Source organism: Enterobacter sp. BNK-14 (genome assembly GCF_047456095.1).
In the GTDB taxonomy this organism is placed as follows: domain Bacteria; phylum Pseudomonadota; class Gammaproteobacteria; order Enterobacterales; family Enterobacteriaceae; genus Enterobacter; species Enterobacter kobei.
Map to the genome: position 1 here is coordinate 3,929,982 of NZ_CP179897.1, position 23,085 is coordinate 3,953,066.

The window sequence follows — 23,085 nt, forward strand, 5'->3', positions numbered from 1 at the left end:
GTCAGGATCTCCGCTTAATCAGGAGTCATGTTTAACTAAAGGAGCCAGCCGCGTTGCCATCCAGTCGGCAATAAACGGCTGCGCATCGCGATTGGGGTGGATCCCGTCGTCTTGCATCCACTGGGGTTTGAGATAGACCTCTTCCATGAAAAATGGCAGCAGCGGAATATCAAACTCTTTGGCAAGCTTAGGGTAGATCGCGCTAAAGGCTTCATTATACCGACGACCGTAGTTAGCGGGCAGGCGAATTTGCATCAGCAGCGGCTGGGCGTTTGCCGCCTTGATGTCCTGCAAAATGGTGCGCAGCGTCTGTTCCGTCTGCTGAGGCTGGAAACCGCGTAATCCATCGTTGCCGCCAAGCTCAACCAGCACCCAGCGCGGCTGATGCTGTTTGAGTAGCGCTGGCAGGCGCGACAGGCCCTGCTGCGAGGTATCGCCGCTGATGCTGCCGTTGATAACCGTCGTCTTGCTCTGCCATTTATCGTTGAGCAGAGCGGGCCAGGCTGCGCTGGCCGCCATGCGATAGCCCGCGCTCAGGCTGTCGCCGAGAATCAGTAACGTGTCCGCTGCCGCCGCGCGGAAGGTCATCAGAATCAAGAACAGGAAGGGCAAATGCCAGCGGAAAACAGTGTTGAAGTTCATCGTCTTAAGAAGTCCGTCGGTCAGGGGGAACACGAGCTTTCCATCCTTACTGGAGTTGAACTCGTTGTCAAACGCGCTGAAACCATCGCGCTGATTGGCGAATCCGGTTCCGGCAAGTCCACGCTGCTGGCGATTCTGGCCGGTCTGGACGACGGGAGCAGCGGCGAGGTTCATCTTGTCGGGCAGCCGCTGCACCAGCTTGATGAAGAGGCGCGTGCTGCGCTGCGTGCGCGCCACATCGGGTTTGTCTTTCAGTCTTTTATGCTGATCCCCACGCTGAACGCGCTGGAGAACGTCGAACTCCCGGCGCTGTTGCGCGGTGAAAAGAGTCGCGAAAGCCGCGCCCATGCGAAGGCGTTGCTGGAACAGCTCGGTCTGGGCAAGCGCCTCAGCCATCTTCCCGCACAGCTTTCCGGCGGGGAGCAACAGCGTGTGGCGCTGGCGCGCGCCTTTAATGGCCGCCCGGAAGTGCTGTTTGCTGATGAACCCACCGGCAACCTTGACCGTAAAACCGGCGACAAAATCGCGGATCTGTTGTTCTCGCTTAACCGTGAACACGGTACCACGCTGATCCTCGTGACCCACGATCCGCAGCTGGCCGCCCGCTGCGACCGGCGTCTGCGGCTGGTCAACGGTACGCTTCAGGAGGAAGCATGATTGCCCGCTGGTTCTGGCGCGAGTGGCGCTCGCCCTCGCTGCTGATTGTCTGGCTGGCGTTAAGCCTGGCGGTGGCCTGCGTGCTGGCGCTCGGCAGCGTCAGCGACCGTATGGAAAAAGGGCTCAGCCAGCAGAGCCGGGAGTTTATGGCCGGGGACCGGGCGCTGCAAAGCTCGCGTCCTGTTCCGCCGGGCTGGATTGAGGAAGCGCACAAAGCAGGGTTGAAGGTGGGGGAGCAAATCACCTTCCAGACCATGACCTTTGCGGGAGACACGCCGCAGCTCGCCAGCGTGAAAGCCGTGGATGATGTCTACCCGATGTACGGTGACTTACAAACCAGTCCGCCGGGGTTAAAACCAACGCCCGGCACGGTGCTGCTGGCATCGCGTTTAATGGCGCTTCTGAACCTGAAAGCCGGTGACAGTATTGACGTGGGTGATGCCACGCTGAAAATTGCCGGGGAGGTGGTGCAGGAGCCCGACTCCGGCTTTAACCCCTTCCAGCTTGCGCCACGCCTGCTGATGAACACGGCGGATGTTCCGGCAACCCATGCTGTCCAGCCGGGCAGCCGCGTCACCTGGCGCTACAAGTTCGGCGGCACGCCAGCCCAGCTTGATGGGTATGAAAAATGGCTACTCCCGCAGCTTAAACCGGAGCACCGCTGGTACGGGCTGGAGCAGGACGAGGGGGCGCTCGGTAAATCTCTGGAGCGCTCTCAGCAGTTCCTGCTGCTTTCGGCGCTCTTAACCCTGCTGCTGGCGGTAGCGGCAGTGGCGGTGGCGATGGGGCATTACTGCCGCAGCCGCTACGATCGGGTGGCGATCCTTAAAACCCTCGGCGCGGGACGGGCGCAGCTGCGCAAGCTGATCGTCGGCCAGTGGCTAATGCTGCTGGTTTTGTCGGTGTTCACTGGCGGAATCATAGGGCTGCTGTTTGAAAAACTGCTGATGGTGATGTTAAAACCGGTGCTTCCGTCCGCATTGCCACCCGCCAGCTTCTGGCCGTGGCTGTGGGCGATTGGCGCGATGGTCGTGATCTCGGTGCTGGTGGGGCTGCGGCCCTACCGGCTGCTGCTCGCGACGCAGCCGCTGCGCGTGCTGCGTAATGATGTGGTGGCGAACGTCTGGCCGCTGAAGTTCTACCTTCCGGTGATTATTGCGGTCGCGGTGGGGCTGCTGGCCTGGCTGATGGGCGGCAGCACGCTGCTGTGGGCAGTGCTGGCCGGTGCGGTTGTGCTGGCGCTGCTGTGCGGCGTACTGGGCTGGATAATGCTCAACGTTCTGAAGAGGCTGACGGTGAAATCGCTGCCCGTGCGCCTGGCCGTTAATCGTCTGCTGCATCAGCCCTGGTCTACGCTCAGCCAGCTGTCGGCGTTTTCACTGTCGTTTATGCTGCTGGCCCTGTTGCTGGTGCTGCGGGGCGATCTGCTGGATCGCTGGCAGCAGCAGCTTCCCCCGGAAAGTCCGAACTATTTTCTGATCAATATCGCGCCTGAGCAGGTTACGCCGCTGAAGGGTTTCCTCTCTGAGCATCATATTGTCCCGGAGTCATTTTATCCGATTGTTCGCGCCCGTCTGACGCAAATCAACGGGCAGTCGACGGAGGGGAACAAGGACGAGTCGCTGAACCGCGAACTTAACCTGACCTGGCAGGAGAAACGGCCCGACCATAACCCGATCACGGCAGGCACCTGGCCGCCGAAAGTGGGGGAGGTATCAATGGAGGAAGGGCTGGCGGTGCGCCTGAACGTGAAGCTCGGGGACAGCGTGACCTTCACCGGCGATACCCAGGACTTTACCGCCAAAGTCACCAGCCTGCGAAAGGTGGACTGGGAAAGCCTGCGGCCCAACTTCTTCTTTATCTTCCCGCCGGGGGCGCTGGATGGACAGCCGCAAAGCTGGCTGACCAGCTTCCGCTGGGAAAATGGCAACGGCATGCTGACGCAGCTTAACCGGGAATTCCCGACGGTCAGCCTGCTGGATATTGGGGCGATCCTGAAGCAGGTGGGACAGGTACTGGAGCAGGTGAGCCGCGCGCTGGAGGTCATGGTGGTGCTGGTGACCATCTGCGGCGTGCTGTTGCTGCTGGCCCAGGTGCAGGTGGGCATGCGTCAGCGCCATCAGGAGCTGGTGGTCTACCGCACGCTGGGGGCCGGGAAGCGGTTGCTGCGGATGACGCTCTGGAGCGAGTTTGCGCTGCTGGGGCTGGTGGCAGGTCTGGTGGCCGCGATTGGCGCCGAGACGGCGCTGGCGGTGTTGCAGACACGTGTCTTCGACTTCCCGTGGGAGCCTGACTGGCGTCTCTGGCTGATTCTGCCTCTCTGCGGCGCGGTGCTGCTCTCCCTCTGCGGGGGCTGGCTCGGAACGCGCCTGTTAAGGGGCAAAGCGCTGTTCCGGCAGTTTATGGGGTAATCCAGCTCCGTGATAATTGCACGCCGGTTTTTATGCCGGTGTGCAATATTTTAAAAGCACAAAGTGATAATACCCACGTATTTAGTAGCACAAAACATTAAAAACCCGTCCACACAGCCCGATTATTTCCAGTTAATATTCACCCGCTAAATATTTAGCAGCGTGTCTATTAAGGAAAAATAATGACTATAAAAAAATCAGCGCTGGCGGTAACGATTGGCGCGGCAGTGGCATTAACGACCTTCGCTTCTCAGGCGGAAATCACCGTTCTTAAACAGGATCCGCAGGCGGGTAACCCGCTGAGCCGTCTGAACTTTACCGTTGGCGGCAGCATTCGTCCTCAGTTCCAGAACATGACCGGCGACGACGGTAAAAACAGCTATAAACGTAACGGTTTTGACGGTGGTACCCGTTTCCGTTTCGCGGCTGATTACTACCTGTTTGATGATATTAGCTGGATAAGCTACTACGAACTGGGTGTGAACATCCCTGCCCAGTTTAACTGGGATCATCACTATGCAGACGGCGCACACGATACCACTCGCCGTATGCTCTACACCGGCCTGAAGAGCGATACCTGGGGTACGCTGACCTTCGGTCAACAGAACAGCGTTTACTATGATGTGGTGGGCGCGAAAACCGATATCTGGGACTACGACATGATTGCTCAGGCACCAGGTAACGGGATCAACGGCGACTACGACGGTTCTTACCGTTCACGCCAGATGCTGAAATACAAGAAAACCGTGGGTGATGCCGACATCTATGCATCTTACCTGTTTGAAGACAGCGAATACCTGCCGGGTAACGGCCTGCGCTATAAGCGTAAAGGCGGCGGTTCACTGGGCCTGGATTACCACCTGACCACCGACCTGACCTGGGGCGCAGCGTGGAACTACACCCGTGCGGACATGCGTAACCCGGACAACGGCGACAGCAAAACCTACGACCAGAACATCCTCGGTACCGCGCTGAGCTGGACGCCGGACAACTGGACCTTCTCCGCAGGCGGCGGCTGGTATCAGAACTTCCTGACCACCAAAAAAGTGTCTGTTAACGACTACTTTGCGGGCGACGCGTGGGGTATTGAATACTTCGCAGGGTATAAATTCCCGATCGGCCAGTATGCGGTGAAATCCATCCAGCCTTACTTCATGGGCGACCGCATTGAGTATGTGAATGGCCGTAACTACCAGCGCATCGACAATGGCGTGGGTATCAGCTTCCAGCTGGATTACGGTTTCCGCGTGGATTACGAACACGTGTTCACCTCCAGCACCGACAACCTGGGCGACATGAACCTGGTGCGTCTGCGTTACGACTTCTAAGTCGTCTTTTCCCCGGTGGCGCTGCGCTTACCGGGGCTACAAAAGCACGCGTAGGCCGGGTAAGGCGTAGCCGCCACCCGGCTTTATTTTTCAGCGATTAAGCCAGTCAGCGACCTCGTTATACGTCCCTCGGAAAACAATCTTCTCCGCTTTTTTCTCAAGCTGATAGCCGTACATCGGGTCGTAATACTCCTTCAGAAGCGGCACAAGCCAGCTAAAGTGCGCGTCGGTATTGCCAGAGCGTTGTTGCTCAATAAGTGCAGAATCCAGCAGCGCTGTAAATTCCGCAAAACGCTGTAGCCCCAGACGGCGGCGAATGGCGAACAGTCCGTGGTGCAGATACGCGCTGTACTCTTTCCAGCCGGCCTCTTCACCATAAGCGGCAGAAAAATCCGCCCACATGTGGTCGAAGTACTCTTCGCGCAGACGCTCAAGACGAATATCAAACGGATCCTCGACAACCGCGATGGGCGCTTCATTCATGCGGTCGCGCAGGCACTCCGGCAGGTGGTTGGAGCCAATCATTCGACCTTCATCTTCCAGCACCCAGCGTGCGGCATCTTTTTTTAACAGCTCGACGGCAAGATGATTTTCAAAGCTGGCCTGGGACAGTTGCGGAGTGAGCGTGCGGCCAAAGGACGAACCGCGGTGGTGCGCCAGCCCTTCCAGATCGATACCCTGCGCATGCTGCTTCACCAGCAGGGTTTTCCCGTTTCCGGTACAGCCGCCGATAAGCACCATCGGCTTTTGCGACTGCTCAATCGTCACCTGAATCGCCGTCTGGCGCAGGGCTTTATAGCCGCCGCGGATCAGCGGGTAATCGACACCGGCCTCTTTCAGCCAGGCCTGTGAGATATGTGAACGCTGGCCCCCGCGCGCGCAGCAGAGATAACCTTCAGGGTGAGCAAGGCTGGCTTCACGCCAGGCGTTAATGCGCGCCTCACGCGTCTCGCCGTTGACCAGACTGTGGCCGAGCGCCAGTGCGGCCTCGGGGCCCTGACGTTTATAGCAGGTGCCCACGGCGGCGCGTTCGTCGTCGTTCATCAGCGGCAGGTTAAGGGCGGCGGGCATCGCGCCCTGGGCAAATTCTATCGGCGCGCGAACGTCGATTAAAGGGGTATCAGACGCGAGGATCGCGCGATAGTCCGTTCCATCGTTCATGGGTATTCCAGAAATAAAACCAGCAATGGCGGGGATTTTACGCGCGAGAGGAGAGGCCGGGGAAGGGGAAGATCAACTCCCCGGCACTTATCGCTTATTTAAGCTTTGACTGAGCCCAGACAATGCCGCTCGCGTATTCCGGCGGCAGGAGAGGGATCATGGCTTCCAGGGTGGCGCTCAGGCGGCCCGTGTCGCTATCGTTCAGGTTCAGGTGACCCACTTTACGACCCTGGCGGACCTCTTTGTCATACCAGTGCAGATGCACCAGCGGCAGCTTGAGCCAGTCGTAGTTCAGATCGGTCCCGATCAGGTTGATCATTACCGACGGGCTGTTCACGACCGGCTGCGGCAGTGGCAAATCGGTGATGGCACGCAGGTGGAGCTCGAACTGGCTGATGGAGGCACCGTTTTGCGTCCAGTGGCCGCTGTTATGCACGCGCGGCGCCAGCTCGTTGATCAGCAGGCCGGATGGGGTAACAAAACACTCCATCGCCATCACGCCCACGTAACCCAGCTCGTGCATTATGGCTGAGAGCATGTCTTCCGCCTGCGCCTGCTGGTCGGCGTTTGCCTGAGGGAAGGCGACGCTGGTGCGCAGAATGCCGTCCTGATGCAGGTTATGCGTCAGCGGATAAAAGACGGTGTGTCCGTCATGCCCGCGTGCGCCAACCAGGGACACTTCGCCGCTAAAGTTGATGCCCTGCTCAACGATACACTCGCCGTAGCAGTCGTCCGGCAGCTCCGCGGTTTCGTGCGCACGCAGACGCCACTGGCCGCGGCCGTCGTAGCCGCCGACGCGGCGCTTCACGATCGCCAGCTCGCCCAGCATCGCGAACACGTCATTCCACTCGCCTTTATCGGACAACAGCTGCCACGGCGCGGTCGCCAGACCGAGCTTGTCGAACAGCTGCTTTTGCGTCAGACGGTCGGCAATGATCGGAAACACGTCGCGGTTAACGAAGGCGTTATGGCGGGCCAGCTCGCGGGTCAGCGCGGTTTCCGGCCAGCGTTCGATCTCGGCGGTGATCACGCTCTGGTGGAACGGTACCGCTTCCGGTTCGGCATCCAGCCCGACAGGCCAGACGGCAATACCCAGCGGTTCACCGGCCTGGCGCAGCATGCGGCCTAACTGGCCGTTACCGAGGACGCAAACCTGCTTCATGCCGCACCCCGCGGGTCTGGATTATCCAGCACCTCATCGGTCTGGGCTTTACGCCACTCCGCCAGACGCTGGTGTAATGCTTTATCGTGCGTCGCAAGAATTTGCGCCGCCAGCAGGGCGGCATTAGCCGCACCCGCTTTACCAATCGCCAGCGTGCCGACAGGGATACCGCGCGGCATCTGGACGATGGAGTAGAGGCTATCCACACCGCTTAACGCGGCGCTTTGGACCGGGACACCGAGAACCGGTACCAGGGTTTTAGCGGCAATCATGCCGGGCAGATGTGCTGCGCCGCCCGCACCGGCAATGATCACCTCATAGCCATTCTCTTCGGCGCTTTCGGCGAAGCTGAACAGTTTGTCCGGTGTACGGTGCGCGGAGACCACTTCAACGTGGTGCGGAACATTCAGGATTTCAAAGATTTCGGCGGCGAACTGCATGGTAGCCCAGTCGCTTTTGGACCCCATCACGATGGCGACACGCGCCGGATTATTGCGGGAAGACATGCGTCTTAAAACTCCTGTGGTGCGAAACACACTGCTTTCGAGGGCACAGAGAATAGCATGTTATACGGGCAAGGAAAACGGTTGCGCGGTTAAATCTTGAGCCGTTGTAGGCCGTAAGGCATAACAAAACAGACCGCATCTGGCGGTCTGTTTTCGTCGATGGGCAATCATTATTTAGTCAGTTCTGCCGTCATGTGTACGCGGTTGTTGAACTGGGCGCTCGTGATTTTGTAAGACGCGCCTTGTTCAGCAGCCTGCGCGGCAATTTTCGCTTCTGCACGGTCAAGGGTAGAGGCGGTTGCGCTCACACTTTGAGCGAAAGAACCGAAAGAAACCAGGGAAAGAGCGGCAACTGCAACGAAAGTTTTGATGGATTTCATGGTCGTATTCCTTAAGTATTTTATCTGTGATAGGGCGTGTTGCCCTGATGTGATAAATAATAGGCCGACCACGGGCTGATTAAAATCGAAACAATTTGCCGATATTGTTCAAAAAAATAGAATGATAGTGTGAGGGTTAAAACGGAAACGCAATCAGCTCAACACCCTCAGGCGTCACTTTGACCATGGAACCTTCGCTGTGCCAGGCACCCAGTACAACGCGATGGGCCGGTTCGCCGTTGGCAAGAAGGGAATGAACGTCAGGGCGGTGGGTATGACCGTGGATTAACCACTGAACCCCATGTTTTTCCATTACGCTCACTACGGCCTGCGGATTGACGTCCATGATGGTCATGGATTTACTGCTGTTAGCGGCTTTACTGCCCGCACGCATTCTGGCTGCGATGCGTTTACGGACAAAGAGCGGCAGGGCAAGAAACAGCGTCTGGATCCAGGGGGTGTGAACTTTGGCGCGAAACGCCTGATAGCCGGTATCGTCCGTGCAGAGCGTATCGCCGTGCATAATCAGCAGCCTGCGGCCATAGAGGTCGAGCACCTGTTCTTCCGGCAGCAGCGTCATGCCGCTTTCGCGGGCGTAGCGCTTGCCGAGCAGAAAATCACGGTTGCCGTGAATGAAATAGCAGGGGACACCGGAATCAACCAGCGCCTTAATGGCGGAGGCGATTTCACGATGCAGCGGGTCAGGATCATCGTCGCCAATCCAGGCTTCAAACAGGTCGCCCAGGATGTACAGCGCATCGGCGCTTTTCGCTTCACCGCGTAAAAAACGCAGAAAACCGGCGGTGATCGCCGGTTCTTCTGTTTGCAGATGCAGATCCGCAATAAAGAGTGTCGCCACGAATTACTCGCTGACGGTCACGCTTGTAATCACAACGTCTTCTTTAGGAACGTCCTGGTGCATGCCGCTGCGGCCAGTAGAGACGGCTTTGATCTTATCGACCACGTCCATACCTTCAACCACTTCTGCGAACACGCAGTAGCCCCAACCCTGCAGGCTTTCGCCGGAGAAGTTCAGGAAGTCGTTATCAGCCACGTTGATGAAGAACTGCGCGGTCGCGGAGTGAGGCGCCTGGGTACGGGCCATTGCCAGCGTGCCACGGGTGTTTTCCAGGCCGTTGTTGGCTTCGTTTTTGATCGCTTCTTTCGTCGCTTTCTGCTTCATACCCGGTTCAAAACCGCCACCCTGGATCATAAAGCCGTTGATCACGCGGTGGAAAATGGTGTTGTCGTAGAAACCTTCGCGGCAGTAGTCCAGGAAGTTTTTAACTGTTTCAGGCGCTTTGTCATCAAAGGTTTTGATTACGATATCGCCATGATTAGTGTGGAAAGTAACCATTTTTGCATCCTGTTCCGTTATTGTGGTACGTCGACCCGCGTTCGGGTCACATATAGGGGCTTGTTATAGCATAACCACAGGACGCGATCACCTTGCATTGTGTGCTGATCCTATTCCGAATTATAGGTATTATAGGGAACAAACAACCCACACACGTGTTTACATGGAATCTTCGATGTTAAAAATCTTTAATACAATGACGCGCCAAAAAGAGGAATTTAAACCTATTCATGCCGGGGAAGTCGGCATGTACGTGTGTGGTATTACCGTTTACGATCTCTGTCACATCGGCCATGGGCGCACCTTCGTTGCCTTCGACGTGGTGTCACGTTACCTACGTTTTTTAGGCTACAACCTGAAGTACGTCCGCAATATCACCGACATCGACGACAAAATCATCAAACGCGCGAATGAAAACGGCGAGAGTTTTGTTGCGCTGGTGGATCGCATGATTGTCGAGATGCACAAAGATTTCGACGCTTTAAACATTCAGCGTCCAGACAGCGAGCCGCGTGCAACTCACCATATTCACGAAATCATTGAGATCACCGAGAAGCTGATCGCACGCGGTCACGCCTATGTGGCGGATAACGGCGACGTGATGTTCTCCGTGCCAACGGACCCGACCTACGGTGCGCTTTCCCGTCAGGATCTGGATCAGCTGCAGGCTGGGGCCCGCGTGGACGTGGTCGACGTTAAGCGTAATCCGATGGACTTCGTGCTGTGGAAGATGTCCAAAGAGGGTGAGCCAAGCTGGCCATCTCCGTGGGGTGAAGGGCGTCCGGGCTGGCACATTGAATGTTCCGCGATGAACTGCAAACAGCTGGGCAAACACTTCGACATTCACGGCGGCGGTTCGGATCTGATGTTCCCGCACCACGAAAACGAAATTGCGCAGTCCACCTGTGCCCACGGCGGCGAGTACGTGAACTACTGGATGCACTCCGGAATGGTGATGGTTGACCGCGAGAAGATGTCAAAATCGCTGGGCAACTTCTTTACCGTGCGCGACGTGCTCAAGTATTACGATGCGGAAACCGTGCGTTACTTCCTGATGTCCGGCCACTATCGCAGCCAGCTGAACTACAGCGAAGAGAACCTGAAGCAGGCGCGTTCGGCGCTGGAACGTCTGTATACCGCGCTGCGCGGTACCGACAAGTCTGTTCCTGCCGCAGGCGGCGACGCCTTCGAAGCCCGCTTTGTTGAGGTGATGAACGACGACTTCAATACTCCGGAAGCCTACTCCGTGCTGTTCGATATGGCGCGCGAAGTGAACCGTCTGAAGTCAGAAGATATGGCGGCGGCGAATGCGCTGGCCTCTCATCTGCGTAAGCTCTCTTCCGTGCTCGGCCTGCTGGAGCAGGAGCCAGACGCCTTCCTGCAGAGCGGTGCGCAGGCGGACGACGGCGAAGTGGCGGAAATTGAAGCCTTGATCAAGGCACGTCTGGAAGCGCGTCAGGCGAAAGACTGGGCGGCGGCAGATGCGGCACGTAACCGTCTGACCGAGATGGGGATTATTCTGGAAGACGGCCCGCAGGGCACCACCTGGCGTCGTAAGTAATTTACCCCTCACCCTAACCCTCTCCCACAGGGAGAGGGAATTGTTAGGTTTTCTCCCTCTCCCTGTGGGAGAGGGCCGGGGTGAGGGCATCAGCGCGCACGTTTTCTCCACCACAGCAACCCAATCAGCACCACTCCCGGCAGCCAGACCCACAGCAACTCTGAAATGATCACCTGATGTCCGTACGGCGTGGTATAGCGCGACAGGGCAAACGGCGCGACTTTTATCACCTGCCACGGGGCAAAGAAGCGTTCATCTGACCACGGCCACAGCCAGCCGACCCCTTTTCCGCCGGTCGTCACGGAATCCAGCAGGCTGTGAGACAGCAGTGACACGGTCAAAAAAAGCCAGCAGCGCGTCAGAGGAGTTTTGAACCATCGTCGGCCAATCAGCACGCAAAATATCGGCACCACAAAGGCAAACAGCAGGGAATGGGTAAAGCCGCGATGGCCGAAAACATTGCCGTAAGCAACGCCGAACTTAAACGCCAGCACGTCGGCGTCCGGCAGCATGGCGAGGACAATTCCGGCAAATAACAGGCGGGGAGGGATGACTTTACTTCCCAGGCCTAAGCCCAGGCAAAGGGGAACAGCTGCGTGAGTGATAACGGTAGGCATTGCATTTATCCATGGCAAATCATGGAAATATAGCAGGGTAATGGCGGAAAATACGCTGTGCTATATTCTGATTTTACGCCGACTCGCGTGCGATAAGCTGCCCGGAGAGGGTGATGCGTTGCGTTTGCAGATCTGGCTCTTTCAGCTTACGGATAATCAGCCCTGCCGCCTGACGCCCGGTTTCATCGCTCGCTGAGGAGACATAGGTCAACGACGGTGAGGTAAGGTTAACGTGAAGCATATCTTCAAAACCGACCAGCGCGACCTGCTGCGTCAGGAACACATCTTTACCCACCGTACGCCCCACCTGGTGAATGCCTGAGATGGAGCCGAGCATGGCATCCGGGGAGTGGCAGAGCAGGGCGGTGATGGTGTTGTTCTTCTCAAGCAACTGGCGCGTTGCCATCGCCGCCGCCTGGGTATCATCGGGGCAGGCGGGAGAATATTCGTCACGCCAGACCAGCCCGCTTTGCGTCATGGCACTGCGAAAACCGAGCAGACGTTGCTCGCGGAGAAGACAGCCGTCGCGCCCGCCAATGTAGGCAATGTTGCGATGTCCGCGCTCGATAAGATAGCGCGCGGCCAGGTTCGCGGCCTGGCGGTTATCGCGCATGACCAGGTTACATTTTTCATCCAGCAACGACTGGGAAACGACCACCAACGGCAGCGGGCAGTGGCGAATGTGTTCCGGCAGCGTTGCGGTGCGGGTGTCGGACGCCAGATAGATGACACCCGCCACGCCCTGCTGCTTAAACGAGAGCAGGGTGCGTTCAAGATGCTCACGGTCATTCAGTGGCTGACCGAGAAACACCATATAGCCTTGCTTCTCCAGCTCCTGAACAATGCTCGCCATCACCTTGATGGAAAAGCTGTCGCTGAAGTCCCTCAGGATCAGGCCAATTAAATTAGAGGTGTTGGCGCGAAGGTTGGCAGCGGCGACGTTATGAACATAGCCCAGCGTCGTGATGGCGGCGTTGACCTTCCCGATCGTTGCCTCTGAGATTTTCCCTTTCTGGCGCAGCACCAGTGAAACGGTCGAGACCGAGACGCCCGCGTGCTTTGCGACATCAATAATGCTGACTTTCTTCAAAACCGCTCCCTGAAATTAACCGATTATCAGCCAGATAAAGTAATGCGTCCCCCAGCGTACAGGAGACGCATCACGCCGGCATCTTATTATTTGCCAATCATGGTGGACATGGTCTGGGCGATAAACTGTGCTCTGGCACCGAAAATCACCTGAATACCGTTGTCGCCAACGAAGACCACGCCGCGGGCGCCGAGTCCGTTCAGCCCGTCTTTATCCACTGCCTCGCTTTTCGCCACTTCCAGACGCAGGCGGGTAATGCAGGAGCCAACGGAATCGATATTCTGCGCGCCGCCCAGCAGGCTGATAATCTCTGTGGCAAGTTCGGAATCGGACTTGTCATTTGCATTGGCAGTGACATCGGTACGACCCGGGGTTTTGACGTCGAAGCGACGGATCACGAAGCGGAACGTAAAGTAGTAAATCAGCCCCATTGGAATGCCGATGATAATGGCATTCAGGAAGTTGGTCTTGTAACCGTTAAAGGACGGCAGGATCCCAAACGACAGGTAGTCGATAAAGCCCGCCGAGAACGATTTGGCAATATGCGCATGCAACAGGTACATGGTCATGTAGGCCAGGCCCGCCATGATGGCATTAAAGACGTAGAGAATCGGCGCCACGAAGATAAAGGTAAACTCTACCGGTTCGGTGATCCCCGTCAGGAAGCAGGTGAGCGCTGCCGAGAACAGAATACCGGCCGCAATCTTTTTGTTTTTCGTGTGGGCTTCGTGATACATCGCCAGGCACGCCGCAGGCAGCGCGAACAGCATCAGCGGGAATTCACCCTGCATGAATTTACCGGCGTTCTGGTAGGTGTCGCTGCTGAAGGATTTCACCCCTTCTTCCAGCATCTTGAACCAGATGGTCTGGTCGCCATGAATCACCTGGCCTGCCTGAGTTGTGTAATCCCCAAACGAATACCAGAACGACGGATACCAGATATGGTGCAGACCGAGGGGGATTAGCGCACGCTCCACCAGGCCGAAGATAAAGGTCGAGGCCGCCTGATTATCGCCGTTAACTACCACGGAGAGGGCGTCGATACCGGCCTGGATATGCTGCCAGACGTACGGCAGCAGCAGACCCATCAGGAATGACAGAAACGCGGTGGCAATCGCCACGAAGCGCTTACCGGAGAAGAAGCCAAGGAACTCCGGCAGCTGCATGGTGTGGAAGCGGTTAAAACACCAGGCCGCAAGGATACCGCAGATCAGACCGCCGAAGACGCCCATCTGCAGCGTTGGTATGCCGACCACCATGGCGTATTTCCCGCCCTGCGAGGCCATTTCCGGCGTGATGCTCAGCACGGTGCTGATGGTGATGTTGGTGACAAACACCGAGACCGCCGCAGAGAGCGCCGCAATACCGGACTCTGACGCCAGGCCCACGGCGGAGCCAATGGCGAACAGCATCGGCAGGTTGTCAAAAATCACCCCGCCCGCGTTCATCATCAGCGGCAGATGGAACTTGTCGCCGAAGGCCAGCAGCAGGCCCGCAGCGGGAAGCAGTGAAATTGGCAGCATTAAGGCGCGACCAATCATCGATAACTTAGACAGCGATTTAACAAACCCTGATATCAGACCCATGCTGATTTCCCCCGAGTAGCGCTTTTTTTGGCGCTGTTATTGTAAGTAGAACGTTTTAGTAGAACGTTCTACTTATCGTGGAGAAAGCATGAAAAACGCGCAACTGAATTCTCACCTTTCAACAGATGAAATAGTGATTATTTGAAGTTGATCGATAATTAACCGTGATGATTGTGGGGGGATGGTGAGAGAAATTGCCAGGTGCGGCTTCGCCTTACCCGGCCTACAAATGGAGACAGTACGTAGGCCCGGTAAGCGCAGCGCCACCGGGCATCAGACGGCTCAGGCCGTAACCGTCACGCTCTGTCCTTCAAAACTCACGGTCTGGCCCGCGACAATTTTGCAGCGCTTACGGGTTTCCACCGCGCCGTCGACTTTTACCAGTCCATCGGCAATGGCGATTTTGGCCTGCGCGCCGCTTTCGCTCCAGCCTTCCAGCTTCAGCAGATCGCACAGCTCTACGTGCGGGTGTTTACCTAATGAAAATGTCGCCATCTTACGCGTCCTCTACGTCGTGATACTCTTCGCATGCCTGCAACGTATTCTGAATCAGTGTTGCTACGGTCATTGGGCCTACGCCGCCCGGTACTGGCGTGATGTAAGAGGCGCGTGCCGCCGCATCTTCATATACCACGTCGCCGACCACTTTGCCGTTTTCCAGACGGTTAATACCGACGTCCACGACAATTGCGCCTTCTTTGATCCACTCTCCAGGAATAAAGCCCGGCTTGCCAACCGCCACGATCAGCAGATCGGCGTTCTCGACGTGGTGTCGCAGGTTTTTGGTGAAGCGGTGGGTCACGGTGGTCGTGCAGCCAGCCAGCAGCAGCTCCATGCTCATCGGGCGGCCCACGATGTTGGACGCACCGATGACAACGGCGTTAAGACCGTAAGTGTCGATGTTATAGCGCTCCAGCAGCGTCACGATACCTCGCGGGGTACATGGGCGCAGACGCGGCGCGCGCTGGCACAGACGACCCACGTTGTACGGATGGAAACCGTCAACGTCTTTATCCGGAGCGATACGCTCCAGCACCTTCACGTTGTCGATGCCTGCTGGCAGCGGCAATTGAACCAGAATACCGTCGATCTCTTTATCGGCGTTCAGGGTGTCAATCAGTTCCAGCAGTTCCGCTTCGCTGGTGGTTTCAGGCAAATCGTAAGAGCGGGAGACGAACCCCACCTCTTCACACGCTTTGCGCTTGCTACCGACATAAATCTGCGATGCCGGGTTGCTACCAACCAGCACAACGGCGAGCCCGGGAGCGCGTTTTCCGGCAACTTTACGCGCCTTCACTTTTTCCGCGACCTCAGAGCGCACCTGCTGCGCAATCGTTTTACCGTCAATTATCTTTGCTGCCATCAGAGAGATGATTCCGTCTGTAACGTTTGAAAGGGGGGATTGCCTGTATTTTGTCAGAAGCGAGCGCCGCTGTCAGTCACCCTTTACGCGTTTTTATCAGCGAGACGCAAAAACCCTTCTTAGTGGGTGGTCAATTTCTTAGGCAGTATTAGGATGTGACCTGGCGAAATGGCAGCGTTTTGACATATTTAAAAACCTATTCCTGCGCTACTTTGTCTCCTCCGAAATAAGCTTTCAATTAATCAATTGAACGTATTTCTTATTCCCGATTTTCGCGGGAAGGGTTATTTACATTTTAAAGGAATAGACATGAAACTCAGCAACATTGCTTCTACTGTTATTGCTACACTGGCCCTGGTCGCGGGTGCCGCTCATGCTGAAGACCCAGCCACGCCGGTAACCGTAAATGGCGGTACCGTGCATTTTAAAGGTGAACTGGTTAATGCTGCTTGTTCAGTAAATACTGATTCTTCCGAGCAGACCGTTAATCTCGGTCAGTATCGTACCGCGAAATTCACCAAAGTGGGCGACACCACCTCTAATATTCCATTCAACATTGAGCTGAATGACTGCGATCCGCTGGTAGCTAAAACCGCTGCGGTTGCCTTCACCGGTCAGATCGACCCAACCGACAAAACCCTGCTGGCCGTGACGTCCGGTAACAACGACAACACCGCAAAAGGCGTGGGTATCGAGATCCTCGACAGCAAATCCAGCGTGCTGACTCCAGACGGTGCGACCTTCTCTGCCGCTCAGACGCTGATTGAAGGGACTAACACCCTGAAATTCACCGCGCGTTATAAATCAACGGCTGCGACCACCGAGCCAGGCCAGGCGAACGCTGACGCCACCTTCGTAATGAAATACGAATAATTCCCTCGCACAAGGATGTTCAGGCCTCAGGGATGAGGCCGTCATACGCAAATGCCAGGAATGAAGGATGACAAGGACTGGAACACTACTGCTGTTAACCCTTGCGATGGCTGGCCCGGCATCGGCACATACCGTGGTGATCGACGGTGGCAAAGTGCATCTTCGCGGGGAGCTGGTAAACGGCGGCTGCGCCGTGGCGCCCGACAGCCAGAATATGCGCATCGACATGGGGCAGTACCGAACCAATTCATTTTCCGGTGTGGGCAGTTTCTCAACGGTTAACGTGCCCTTCACCGTGCGACTGCTGGATTGCAGCGTGGATGTCTCGCGCACCGTAGGGATCCAGTTTCAGGGTGTTACACCAGAGGAAGATCCGCAGGTTTTTCTGGCGACATCGCGGCCAGGCGAAACACCTGTCAGCAGCGGCGTGGGGTTGGCGCTTTTTGATGAACAGCAGCATCAGATTATCCCAAATGCAACGGCCGTCAGCTGGTTGCCGGTGAATACCAGCGAGCTCGCATTTCATTTTAGCGCCCGCTATCGCGCTATTTCCGAACACCTCGTGCCAGGCAATATTCAGTCGGATGTCTGGTTTACGTTGATTTATCCATAACACCTGCGAACACATTATTAAAGGTACGGTTTTGATGAATATGCTAATTAAACCAGGACTGATGTTATCGTTTATTTTAATGATGGTTTCTACTTGCGCGAATGCTTCCGGCGGTATTGCGCTGGGGGCCACACGCGTTATTTACCCGGCGGATGCGAAGCAAACGTCGCTGGCGATCACCAACAGCAATAAACAAGAACGCTATTTAATTAACGCGTGGATCGAAAATGCAAACGGGCAGAAGGAGAAAACCTTTGCCGTCACGCCGCCGCTGTTTGTTAGCGAGCCGGACAGTGAAAACACGCTGCGTATTATTTACGCCGGGCCAGCGCTGCCCGCCGATCGCGAGTCGCTCTTTTACATGAACGTGAAGGCGATCCCGTCAGTGAACAAAGCAAAAACAGAAAACAATAACGTGCTGCAGCTGGCGATCCTTTCGCGTATCAAACTGTTTGTACGCCCGAATAATCTGGCGATGCAGCCAGAAGAGGCACTCTCTCAACTGCGTTTTGAGCGCGTTGGTAACCATCTCAAGGTCAGCAATGCGTCTCCTTACTACATCACCCTGGTCAACCTGAAGCTGGGCGGTCAGACGCTGGAAAACCTGATGGTGGCACCGAAAAACTCGGCTCAGCAGGTGCTGCCAGCCGGTGCCAGCGGTACGCTCTCATGGCAGAGCGTGAACGACTACGGTGCCATTACACCGGCGCGTAGCGTCAACCTGTGAGCAGAGACAGGGCGATGAAAAACCATCAGGGACGTTACTGCCCGGTTGCGCTGGCGCTGATGGCCGCGCTCTGGCCCCAGGCTAGCTGGAGCGAAAGCTACTTCAACCCGGCCTTCTTGTCTGACGATACTGCCAGCGTGGCGGATTTGTCGCGTTTTGAACAAGGACACCAGCAGGCACCCGGCGTTTATCGCGTGGATATCTGGCGTAACGATGAGTTTATCGGCACTCAGGACGTGCGTTTTGAGCAGGCTGAGAACACGCCACCGGTGGCGGGCGGTCTGACCCCGTGCATTACGCGCGCGATGCTCGATCGCTTTGGCGTCAACGTTGCGGCGTTTCCCGAACTGGCTAACGTGCAGGGCGAAACCTGCGTTCCGTTGACCACGGCCATTCCCGGCAGCGAAACGGTATTTAACTTTGCCTCACAGCGTCTGAACGTCAGCCTGCCGCAGGTGGCGATGCAAAACAGTGCGCGCGGCTACATCCCGCCCGAACAGTGGGATGAAGGTATTCCCGCCGCCCTGGTGAACTACAGCTTCACGGGCAACCGGGGAAGCGAAGACGATAGCTACTATCTCAACCTGCAGAGCGGGCTGAACTATGGTGCCTGGCGTTTACGTAACAACGGCGCATGGCGTTACACCCAGAATAACGGGCAGCGGCACAGTGAGTGGGAGAATATTGGCACCTGGGCGCAGCGCACCGTTATCCCGCTCAAAAGCGAACTGGTGCTGGGCGACAGCAATACCGGGAATGATGTTTTCGACAGCGTCGGTTTTCGCGGCGGACGACTCTATTCGTCCGACAGCATGTACCCGGACAGCCTGCAGGGCTACGCCCCGACCGTGCGCGGTATTGCCAGGACGCCAGCCAAAGTCGTGGTGCGTCAAAACGGCTACGTTATCTATCAAAGCTACGTTCAGCCTGGTGCCTTTGCCATCACCGATCTTAACCCGACCTCCTCAAGCGGTGACCTGGAGGTGACGGTGGAAGAGAAAGACGGCAGCCAGCAGCGCTACACCGTGCCGTATTCCACCGTCCCGCTGCTGCAGCGAGAAGGGCGCTGGAAATACGATCTCGTGGCGGGGGACTATCGCAGCGGTAACAGCGACCAGGATACGCCGTTCTTCACCCAGGGCACTCTGGTGACCGGTCTTGCCAACGGCTTTACCCTGTATGGCGGTACGCAGCTGGCGTCACGCTATACCGCGCTGGCCGTCGGGGCCGGGAAAAACCTCGGTGACTGGGGCGCGGTATCGGTCGATATCACTCATGCCCGCAGCCAGCTCGCGGACGACAGCAAGCACGAAGGGCAGTCGCTGCGTTTTCTTTATGCCAAATCGCTCAACGGCTTCGGCACCAACTTCCAGCTGCTGGGCTACCGCTACTCCACCAAAGGGTTTTACACCCTGGATGATGTCGCCTGGCGCTCAATGGAAGGCTATCAGTATGCCGATAATCAGGACGGTAACGATGTGCCTGACGTACAGAGTTATCACAACCTGACGTGGAACAAAAAAGGCCGCTTTCAGCTCAACGTCTCTCAGTCACTGGGGGATTACGGCTCGGTCTATATTTCCGGGAGTGAGCAAACCTACTGGGGGACGGACGAAACGAACCTCTGGTATCAGCTGGGTTACGCGGGGGGCGTGAAGGGGATCAACTATTCCGTCTCGTGGTCGTGGAACAAATCCGTCGGTATCGACGGGACTGACCGGATCGCGTCGTTCAACGTCTCCGTGCCGTTTAGCTTGTTTACCCGTCAGGGCTATCGCCGGGACAGCGCGATTGACCGCGCCTACGCCACGGCATCCGCCAGCCGAAACAGTGAGGGTGATACCAGCTGGCAAACCGGCGTCAGCGGCACGCTGCTGGAGGACCGCAACCTGAACTACAGCGTGACCCAGGGACACGCCAGCACCAACGGCTCAAGCGGAAGCGCCAGCGCCAACTGGCAGGCAACCTACGGCACGCTGGGGGTGGGCTACAACTATTCCCGCGATCAGCACGATTTCAACTGGCAGCTCTCCGGCGGGGTGGTCGGCCATGCTGATGGCGTGACCTTTAGCCAGCCGCTGGGCGACACCAACGTGCTGATCAAAGCCCCGGGGGCATCAGGCGTCAGCGTGGAAAACCAGACCGGCGTGAAGACCGACTGGCGCGGCTATGCGGTGATGCCGTATGCCACCGTCTATCGCTATAACCGCGTGGCGCTGGATACCAATACCATGAGCAACAACACCGATATCGAAAATAACGTGAGCAGCGTGGTGCCGACCAAAGGCGCACTGGTGCGCGCCAGCTTTGACACCCGTATTGGCGTGCGTGCCCTGCTGACCGTCACACGTGGTAACCAGCCCGTGCCGTTCGGCGCCGTGGTGCGTGAAACCCAGAGTGGCGTGACCAGCATGGTGGGGGATGACGGGCAAATTTACCTGAGTGGGCTGCCGCTCGAAGGCGAACTGCTGATCCAGTGGGGAACGGGGCACAGTCCCAGTGCCGTGCGCCTTACAGCTTGCCTGAAAAGAGCCTGCAACAGGCAATCACACTTAAGGGGATCCGCTGTGATTAAAATCCACATTTTTGCTTTATCACTTCTGGCTTTACTGCCCGCGTCAGACGCACTGGCGACCGTGTGCGTCAACGAAAATGGCGTGCCGACAGAGGTGTACTACGACCTGACGGATAAATTCAACAGCTCGAATAACCAGGTGGGTCAGATTGTGACCCTCAGCGAAAAATCGCAATGGGTGGGGGTGAATGCCGTCTGCCCGAAGGGCACGACCGGCAATACCACCAGACGCAGCTACGTCACGGATTACCCGATCACCGGGACCAGCGATCGCTACCAGTATCTGAAGCTTAACGACTATCTGGATGGGGCCATGAAAATCACGGACAGCTATGCTGGCGAGTTTTACCCCCCGCAAAACTATATCCAGATGGGGAGCCATCCGAACGTCTCAAAAAACAAACCGTTTGGCGTTAAGGATTCCAACCTGGTTTTCCGTCTTAAGGTGACCCGGCGTTTTATCAACATGGTGGTGATCCCGCGTGCCACGATGTTCCGTGTTTACGTGACTACGACCGCCTCTGACCCGTTAACCACACCGGTCTATACCATCAGCTACAGCGGAACCATTCAGGTACCGCAAAGCTGCGCAATCAATGCCGGTAATGTGGTTGAGTTTGATTTCGGGGACATTGGCGCCTCCTTGTTCAGCAAAGCGGGCGCGGGTAACAAGCCGGAAGGGGTTTCATCGCAGAGTAAAACCATCGCGATTAAATGCACTAACGTAGAGGCGAATGCCATGCTGACGATGCGCGTTGAGGCTGAAAAGGTCTCCAGTAATGCACTGGTATCGGATAACCCGGATGTGGGGTTCATCATTGCCAACGAGAGTGGTACGCCGTTAACGCCTAACAACCTGACGAGCAAAATTCCGTTCCGTCTGGACGACAGCGCGCAGGCGCAGGTGGGGATCCGGGTCTGGCCAGTGAGCGTGACGGGCAATAAGCCCGCGGAAGGGCGCTTTACCTCGCGCGGGTATTTGCGTGTGGATTACGACTAAGGAGCCGATATGCGAAACGGGATCCGTTTTATCACCGTAGCGCTCTTTGCGCTTTGCACACAGGCTCAGGCGGAAACCGCGTTGGGCGAAATTAACATTCAGCTCTACGGCAATATCGTCGATTTTACCTGCGTAGCCGAGGGGAACGACAGTGACAAAACCGTCACGCTGGGCACCTGGCCCACGAAGCAGCTCAGCACTACCGGGAGCCGCACGCAGCCCATGCCTTTTACGCTGAAACTGACCGGCTGTCCGCCAGGGGCCGCGTCCATTACGTTTTCCGGTAAAGCTGACGGGAGCAACAACGGGTTGCTGGCACTGAACGACGCCAGCACGGCAAGCCGCGTCGCCGTCGAGATCAGGGATGCGGATAAATCGCGTCTGGATCTCCAGCAGGCCAGCCAGCCGGTCACGGTCGATGCGCAGGGGAATGCGACACTGTCATTTTATGCCAATTATATTGCTACTGCCGATAACCCTCAGCCCGGAAAGGCTGATGCTGATGCGACCTTCATGATTAATTATAATTAGCACTGACCGCACTCCCTGCAGCTCAGATAAACTGCAGGGAGTGAATTCAGGTTATAGCAGTTCGTGTGCTTTAGCGTAATCAATTAATTCCACGATGCTTTGCACCCCCAGCTTGGAATAAATATTGGATTTGTGCGCACTAATGGTCTTGTTGCTTAATAGCAATTGCTCCGCAATTTCCTTATTGGACAGCCCATTCGCCAGATAACGTAATACCGTAACCTCGCGATTCGATAACGGCATATCTGCCAGCTCTCCCTTTCCCGACCCCATATGGTTTATAAAATTCAGCGTCTCCGACGGGAAAAAAGAATAGCCCATCAGGATCATCTCTACGGCGTTGTAGATCTCACCCAAATCTTTTCGTTTACTGACAAAGCCGTTGGCCCCGGCGCGAATGGCACGTCCGGCGTAAAACAGTTCTGATTTAGATGATAAGAAAAGAACCTTAATGTCTTTATTTAAGTTTTTGATTCTCTTAAGTAAAGCAAAGGCATCTGTGCCCGTAAGTTCAATGTCAAGGATCACCAAATCGATAGGGTGATTGCGGATGCAGTCAAGAACTTCATGGCTATCGCCAGACTTAAGCTTGACGATGATATTCTTATTTTTCTGTAGCAGGACTTCTATCGACATTCTGACGATAGGATGTTCGTCCATAATGATAACGGATGCCGGTTTCATTTTTAATGCCTCAGATTGTTAAAAGCGTTATGTAGAGTTTTGTAAAACTCTCGAAATGCCGGAAGGATATAATGAGCAGATCCCTATACCGTAGTATTTCCCTGGAAAGAGCGAAAGCATCCCTGTTTACGTAATGAAAAGAACTCTGCCTCAGCGCGGTCGTCTCATTTGGCTGGTGTTGGCAAAAAGGTTTTTCTTATTCAATTTTGATACGCATCTTATTATACAGGGTAAGTTTTTTCCGAAAACCCTGTAAATTAC

Annotated in this window: 22 protein-coding genes and 1 pseudogene; 10 read left to right on the forward strand and 13 right to left on the reverse strand. The window is 56.3% G+C overall.

All coding sequences use genetic code 11. From position 1 onward, the window contains the following. Positions 1-18 precede the first annotated feature (18 nt). The gene (gene tesA / locus ACMGGM_RS18605; protein WP_014882828.1) at positions 19-642 is read right to left on the reverse strand and encodes a multifunctional acyl-CoA thioesterase I/protease I/lysophospholipase L1; all 624 of its coding nucleotides are present in this window, start codon (positions 640-642) and stop codon (positions 19-21) included. Here tesA and ybbA point away from each other — a divergent pair. From ybbA to ACMGGM_RS18620, 3 genes are all read left to right on the forward strand, one after another. Then, positions 613-1,299: a putative ABC transporter ATP-binding protein YbbA gene (ybbA, locus tag ACMGGM_RS18610; RefSeq protein ID WP_014882829.1), complete on the forward strand. Its 687-nt coding sequence runs from the start codon at positions 613-615 to the stop codon at positions 1,297-1,299. The two genes, tesA and ybbA, sit on opposite strands and share 30 nt — an antisense overlap. Continuing rightward, positions 1,296-3,710, forward strand: a complete 2,415-nt coding sequence (gene ybbP / locus ACMGGM_RS18615; RefSeq protein WP_063943367.1) for a putative ABC transporter permease subunit YbbP — start codon at positions 1,296-1,298, stop codon at positions 3,708-3,710. The genes ybbA and ybbP overlap by 4 nt, the downstream gene beginning before the upstream one ends. A 182-nt stretch (positions 3,711-3,892) precedes the next feature. Continuing rightward, positions 3,893-5,038, forward strand: a complete 1,146-nt coding sequence (locus ACMGGM_RS18620) for a porin (RefSeq protein WP_014882831.1) — start codon at positions 3,893-3,895, stop codon at positions 5,036-5,038. 90 nt (positions 5,039-5,128) lie between these two features. On the opposite strand, the gene mnmH is transcribed toward ACMGGM_RS18620, so the two are convergent. From mnmH to ppiB, 6 genes are all read right to left on the reverse strand, one after another. Beyond that, on the reverse strand, positions 5,129-6,199 hold the full coding sequence (gene mnmH, locus ACMGGM_RS18625; RefSeq protein ID WP_014882832.1) for a tRNA 2-selenouridine(34) synthase MnmH: 1,071 nt from the start codon (positions 6,197-6,199) through the stop codon (positions 5,129-5,131). A 94-nt stretch (positions 6,200-6,293) separates the two neighbouring features. Continuing rightward, positions 6,294-7,361: a 5-(carboxyamino)imidazole ribonucleotide synthase gene (gene purK, locus ACMGGM_RS18630; protein WP_014882833.1), complete on the reverse strand. Its 1,068-nt coding sequence runs from the start codon at positions 7,359-7,361 to the stop codon at positions 6,294-6,296. Further along, positions 7,358-7,867, reverse strand: coding sequence for a 5-(carboxyamino)imidazole ribonucleotide mutase (gene purE / locus ACMGGM_RS18635; RefSeq protein ID WP_014882834.1), 510 nt, complete (start codon positions 7,865-7,867; stop codon positions 7,358-7,360). Before purE ends, purK begins: the two co-directional genes overlap by 4 nt. 170 nt (positions 7,868-8,037) lie before the next feature. Continuing rightward, the gene (locus ACMGGM_RS18640) at positions 8,038-8,247 is read right to left on the reverse strand and encodes a YdgH/BhsA/McbA-like domain containing protein (protein WP_023336837.1); all 210 of its coding nucleotides are present in this window, start codon (positions 8,245-8,247) and stop codon (positions 8,038-8,040) included. 136 nt (positions 8,248-8,383) lie between these two features. Next, positions 8,384-9,106, reverse strand: a complete 723-nt coding sequence (gene lpxH / locus ACMGGM_RS18645) for a UDP-2,3-diacylglucosamine diphosphatase (RefSeq protein WP_023336838.1) — start codon at positions 9,104-9,106, stop codon at positions 8,384-8,386. Between the two features lie 3 nt (positions 9,107-9,109). After that, positions 9,110-9,604 carry a peptidylprolyl isomerase B gene (ppiB, locus tag ACMGGM_RS18650; protein WP_063943369.1) on the reverse strand — a complete coding sequence of 165 codons (495 nt, stop codon included), beginning with the start codon at positions 9,602-9,604 and terminating at the stop codon, positions 9,110-9,112. Between the two features lie 175 nt (positions 9,605-9,779). Here ppiB and cysS point away from each other — a divergent pair, with 175 nt between their 5' ends. Continuing rightward, on the forward strand, positions 9,780-11,165 hold the full coding sequence (gene cysS / locus ACMGGM_RS18655) for a cysteine--tRNA ligase (RefSeq protein WP_014882837.1): 1,386 nt from the start codon (positions 9,780-9,782) through the stop codon (positions 11,163-11,165). Positions 11,166-11,254: 89 nt separating this feature from the next. Here cysS and ACMGGM_RS18660 read toward each other — a convergent pair whose 3' ends face one another. From ACMGGM_RS18660 to folD, 5 genes are all read right to left on the reverse strand, one after another. After that, a complete protein-coding gene (locus ACMGGM_RS18660) occupies positions 11,255-11,782 on the reverse strand; it encodes a metal-dependent hydrolase (RefSeq protein WP_063943371.1) in 528 nt (175 codons plus the stop codon). A 73-nt stretch (positions 11,783-11,855) separates the two neighbouring features. Next, positions 11,856-12,872, reverse strand: a complete 1,017-nt coding sequence (gene malI, locus ACMGGM_RS18665) for a Mal regulon transcriptional regulator MalI (protein ID WP_014882839.1) — start codon at positions 12,870-12,872, stop codon at positions 11,856-11,858. A gap of 86 nt (positions 12,873-12,958) precedes the next feature. Then, complete coding sequence (locus ACMGGM_RS18670) at positions 12,959-14,458, reverse strand: PTS transporter subunit EIIC (protein ID WP_023332270.1); 1,500 nt, start codon at positions 14,456-14,458, stop codon at positions 12,959-12,961. A gap of 282 nt (positions 14,459-14,740) precedes the next feature. After that, positions 14,741-14,953 carry a ribosome-associated protein YbcJ gene (gene ybcJ / locus ACMGGM_RS18675; RefSeq protein ID WP_004143016.1) on the reverse strand — a complete coding sequence of 71 codons (213 nt, stop codon included), beginning with the start codon at positions 14,951-14,953 and terminating at the stop codon, positions 14,741-14,743. A 1-nt stretch (position 14,954) separates the two neighbouring features. Then, entirely contained in the window at positions 14,955-15,821 is an 867-nt protein-coding gene (folD, locus tag ACMGGM_RS18680) for a bifunctional methylenetetrahydrofolate dehydrogenase/methenyltetrahydrofolate cyclohydrolase FolD (RefSeq protein WP_014882841.1), read from the reverse strand. A gap of 309 nt (positions 15,822-16,130) precedes the next feature. Here folD and fimA point away from each other — a divergent pair, with 309 nt between their 5' ends. From fimA to sfmF, 6 genes and pseudogenes are all read left to right on the forward strand, one after another. Then, complete coding sequence (fimA, locus tag ACMGGM_RS18685; protein WP_014882842.1) at positions 16,131-16,694, forward strand: type 1 fimbrial major subunit FimA; 564 nt, start codon at positions 16,131-16,133, stop codon at positions 16,692-16,694. 67 nt (positions 16,695-16,761) lie between these two features. Then, positions 16,762-17,307, forward strand: a complete 546-nt coding sequence (gene fimI / locus ACMGGM_RS18690; RefSeq protein WP_063943373.1) for a type 1 fimbrial protein subunit FimI — start codon at positions 16,762-16,764, stop codon at positions 17,305-17,307. Positions 17,308-17,341: 34 nt separating this feature from the next. After that, positions 17,342-18,034 carry a type 1 fimbria chaperone FimC gene (gene fimC / locus ACMGGM_RS18695; RefSeq protein WP_014882844.1) on the forward strand — a complete coding sequence of 231 codons (693 nt, stop codon included), beginning with the start codon at positions 17,342-17,344 and terminating at the stop codon, positions 18,032-18,034. A 14-nt stretch (positions 18,035-18,048) separates the two neighbouring features. Then, a pseudogene (locus tag ACMGGM_RS18700) lies at positions 18,049-20,609 on the forward strand (fimbrial biogenesis usher protein). Between the two features lie 61 nt (positions 20,610-20,670). Further along, entirely contained in the window at positions 20,671-21,609 is a 939-nt protein-coding gene (fimH, locus tag ACMGGM_RS18705; RefSeq protein WP_414149178.1) for a type 1 fimbria D-mannose specific adhesin FimH, read from the forward strand. A 9-nt stretch (positions 21,610-21,618) separates the two neighbouring features. Next, positions 21,619-22,140 (forward strand): fimbria assembly protein, encoded by a 522-nt coding sequence (sfmF, locus tag ACMGGM_RS18710; RefSeq protein WP_014882847.1) that lies wholly within the window; start codon positions 21,619-21,621, stop codon positions 22,138-22,140. A 51-nt stretch (positions 22,141-22,191) separates the two neighbouring features. Here the strand turns inward: sfmF and fimZ are convergent, their stop codons facing one another. Further along, complete coding sequence (gene fimZ / locus ACMGGM_RS18715) at positions 22,192-22,824, reverse strand: fimbria biosynthesis transcriptional regulator FimZ (RefSeq protein WP_014882848.1); 633 nt, start codon at positions 22,822-22,824, stop codon at positions 22,192-22,194. Positions 22,825-23,085: the final 261 nt, after the last annotated feature.

Excerpts from the sequence above, each read along its gene's own strand:
- ybbP (WP_063943367.1), top strand. The coding sequence starts at position 1,296 with ATGATTGCCCGCTGGTTCTGGCGCGAGTGGCGCTCGCCCTCGCTGCTG.
- folD (WP_014882841.1), bottom strand. The coding sequence starts at position 15,821 with ATGGCAGCAAAGATAATTGACGGTAAAACGATTGCGCAGCAGGTGCGC.
- cysS (WP_014882837.1), top strand. The coding sequence starts at position 9,780 with ATGTTAAAAATCTTTAATACAATGACGCGCCAAAAAGAGGAATTTAAA.
- fimC (WP_014882844.1), top strand. The coding sequence starts at position 17,342 with ATGAATATGCTAATTAAACCAGGACTGATGTTATCGTTTATTTTAATG.
- fimA (WP_014882842.1), top strand. The coding sequence starts at position 16,131 with ATGAAACTCAGCAACATTGCTTCTACTGTTATTGCTACACTGGCCCTG.
- ppiB (WP_063943369.1), bottom strand. The coding sequence starts at position 9,604 with ATGGTTACTTTCCACACTAATCATGGCGATATCGTAATCAAAACCTTT.
- fimI (WP_063943373.1), top strand. The coding sequence starts at position 16,762 with ATGACAAGGACTGGAACACTACTGCTGTTAACCCTTGCGATGGCTGGC.
- tesA (WP_014882828.1), bottom strand. The coding sequence starts at position 642 with ATGAACTTCAACACTGTTTTCCGCTGGCATTTGCCCTTCCTGTTCTTG.
- mnmH (WP_014882832.1), bottom strand. The coding sequence starts at position 6,199 with ATGAACGATGGAACGGACTATCGCGCGATCCTCGCGTCTGATACCCCT.
- purK (WP_014882833.1), bottom strand. The coding sequence starts at position 7,361 with ATGAAGCAGGTTTGCGTCCTCGGTAACGGCCAGTTAGGCCGCATGCTG.
- ACMGGM_RS18620 (WP_014882831.1), top strand. The coding sequence starts at position 3,893 with ATGACTATAAAAAAATCAGCGCTGGCGGTAACGATTGGCGCGGCAGTG.
- ybbA (WP_014882829.1), top strand. The coding sequence starts at position 613 with ATGCCAGCGGAAAACAGTGTTGAAGTTCATCGTCTTAAGAAGTCCGTC.
- sfmF (WP_014882847.1), top strand. The coding sequence starts at position 21,619 with ATGCGAAACGGGATCCGTTTTATCACCGTAGCGCTCTTTGCGCTTTGC.
- purE (WP_014882834.1), bottom strand. The coding sequence starts at position 7,867 with ATGTCTTCCCGCAATAATCCGGCGCGTGTCGCCATCGTGATGGGGTCC.
- ACMGGM_RS18670 (WP_023332270.1), bottom strand. The coding sequence starts at position 14,458 with ATGGGTCTGATATCAGGGTTTGTTAAATCGCTGTCTAAGTTATCGATG.
- ybcJ (WP_004143016.1), bottom strand. The coding sequence starts at position 14,953 with ATGGCGACATTTTCATTAGGTAAACACCCGCACGTAGAGCTGTGCGAT.
- ACMGGM_RS18640 (WP_023336837.1), bottom strand. The coding sequence starts at position 8,247 with ATGAAATCCATCAAAACTTTCGTTGCAGTTGCCGCTCTTTCCCTGGTT.
- fimZ (WP_014882848.1), bottom strand. The coding sequence starts at position 22,824 with ATGAAACCGGCATCCGTTATCATTATGGACGAACATCCTATCGTCAGA.
- ACMGGM_RS18660 (WP_063943371.1), bottom strand. The coding sequence starts at position 11,782 with ATGCCTACCGTTATCACTCACGCAGCTGTTCCCCTTTGCCTGGGCTTA.